Source organism: uncultured Campylobacter sp. (assembly GCF_937949835.1).
In the GTDB taxonomy this organism is placed as follows: Bacteria; Campylobacterota; Campylobacteria; order Campylobacterales; family Campylobacteraceae; genus Campylobacter_B.
Genome location: NZ_CALEDC010000002.1, coordinates 1 through 1,991, shown reverse-complemented (window position 1 = coordinate 1,991; position 1,991 = coordinate 1). Strand labels below are relative to the sequence as shown.

4 protein-coding genes are annotated in these 1,991 nt (G+C 46.1%); all 4 read left to right on the top strand.

What is annotated here, in order from left to right; genetic code table 11:
- The first annotated feature begins 108 nt into the window (after nt 1-108).
- Nucleotides 109-276, top strand: a complete 168-nt coding sequence (locus Q0256_RS00030) for a hypothetical protein (RefSeq protein WP_297958910.1) — start codon at nt 109-111, stop codon at nt 274-276.
- Between the two features lie 9 nt (nt 277-285).
- Nucleotides 286-999, top strand: a complete 714-nt coding sequence (locus Q0256_RS00025; RefSeq protein ID WP_297958908.1) for a disulfide bond formation protein B — start codon at nt 286-288, stop codon at nt 997-999.
- 11 nt (nt 1,000-1,010) lie between these two features.
- Nucleotides 1,011-1,907: a hypothetical protein gene (locus Q0256_RS00020; protein ID WP_297958906.1), complete on the top strand. Its 897-nt coding sequence runs from the start codon at nt 1,011-1,013 to the stop codon at nt 1,905-1,907.
- Between the two features lie 22 nt (nt 1,908-1,929).
- A partial coding sequence (locus Q0256_RS11550) for a twin-arginine translocation signal domain-containing protein (protein WP_367271928.1) occupies nt 1,930-1,991 on the top strand: 62 nt, incomplete at its 3' end.

The following is a 1,991-nucleotide window of genomic DNA, read 5'->3' as shown; positions in this document are numbered from 1 at the left end:
AATAGAAAAATCTATTTTTTAAACCAAATTTAATAAATAAAATTATATTATTTCTTTAAGAATTAGGCATGCTTAGGATTAAATTTTATTAGGAAAGGACGGTTTGAAATGGAATTTCTTATTTTGACGCTATTTTTGATCAGCGGGCTTATATTATATTTTAAGCCGCAGAGGAAAAATCTAGCTACGGGCTGTGCGGCAGTCGGCTGCGTAATATTGATCGCGCTCGAGTTTTACGTAAATTTATGGGTCGTCGTGCCGGTAGGCAACTTTTAGGAGGGCAATATGCAAAATTTAGAACAAAATCAAATTCCCGCCGCTGAGCGAGGATTTTTTAACCTAATGTCGCTAGCCATCATCGCCCTCGTGGCGCTCCCGGTCGGTATAGCCTGTTTGATACTGGGTTTTGGCATGGGAGATAGCCCGTGCGTGATGTGCTGGTCGGAGAGGATCACGATGATAGCCATCAGTCTTATCGCGCTTTTTATCCTTAGATACGGTTTAAGACCAGGCTATGTCGCAGCGCTTTTACTGATGGCTTGCTGGGGGATATTCAACGGCTTTATCCATTATAGCCTTGACGGTACGTTCGGCGGCTACCTCGACATCAAGCAGGGCTTCGGGCTTGAAATTTTAGGTGCGCACACGCAGCTTTGGGTCGTCGTCATGGATTTTTGCGTAATCGCGTTTTTGGCGGTTATATTTTTATGTAGCAAAAATTTAGGCGAGATAATGCAAAAGAGCACGAGCGGCGAATACGGCGAGTTTTTGCGCTATCTGCCTCTCGGCAAGATTGCAAATTTAATCTTCATCGTCATCATAGCCGCAAACTGCGCGCAGGCTTTCATCGTCTCAGGCCCGCCGCCGTATCTGGGCTCTAGCACGCCGGCTAGACTAAGTCTTGATCCTGCAAAATGGTTTTGGGAAAAAGATCACTGGCAAAGCGCGCTTGATTTTAGATTCGATTGGAATCCGGAGCTTCCGGATCTGCCAAACTAAGGAGCAAAAAGATGAAAAAGCTGATAATTTTTACGGCGCTAGCGGCTCTGGCGTTTGGGTTTGAGTTTAATCTCGATAGCAAAGCGGGCGCGCTTGAGGGCGTGAAAGAGCTCGGTACGCCGAGTACGGAAGTGAGCTTAAGCTTACAAAACGACGCGCCGATTACGGGAGCGGACTACGACGCAGATAAAAAGCAGTTCGCGCTGGTTTCTAAAAATAACGAATTTTACGTTGCGGATGAAAATTTAAAGCCGCTTAGATACGGCAAGCACGATCGCCACTTTATAATGGAGATGGAAGCGACCGTAGGCGCGACGTGGTATAAAAATGAGCTCGGCATGATAAGCTTTAATAAAACTTTCGTATTTTATGAGCCTGCGGACGGGCTTAGTGCAGAGGAGCAAAACAGCCAGTGGAGGCACTTGAGCGAGGGCTGGGATAAATGGAAGCTAAACGATCTCGGCAACAAAGGGCGCTTCTCCACGCTTCGAGCAAAGCAGCAATATATCCTCGGCTGGGATTACGACGCGGCTGCGAATAAATTTATCGTTGCATCCGTGCCTAACGACGTGAGGGATTATTGGAGCGTGGCGGTGTTTGACGGCGACGATAAGATGATTTTGGAGGAATTTATTCCGCAAATCGGCTCAAATTTAAAGCTAAAAGAGAGCAGGAGCCTAGGCGAATATTACGTCACGGGCATCGACGCTCAGCCTGACGCCGTTTATCTTTTGAGTAAAAATTTCTCGACCATTTTAAAGTTAAATTTACAAACTCATAAGATTGAGGATGCATATAGCTTTAGCGGAGCGGCAAACGCGAGGGCGCTTGCTGTGAAGGACGGCAAATTTTATGTTTTTTCGCGCGAAGGCAAAGAAAATAAAGTTTTCATATACGATATGAAATAAAGCCCACATTTAAGGAGAAGAGATGCAAAGACGTTCTTTCTTAAAAGGCGCGGGAGCGGCTCTGGCTACGGCGGGAGCCTCTCC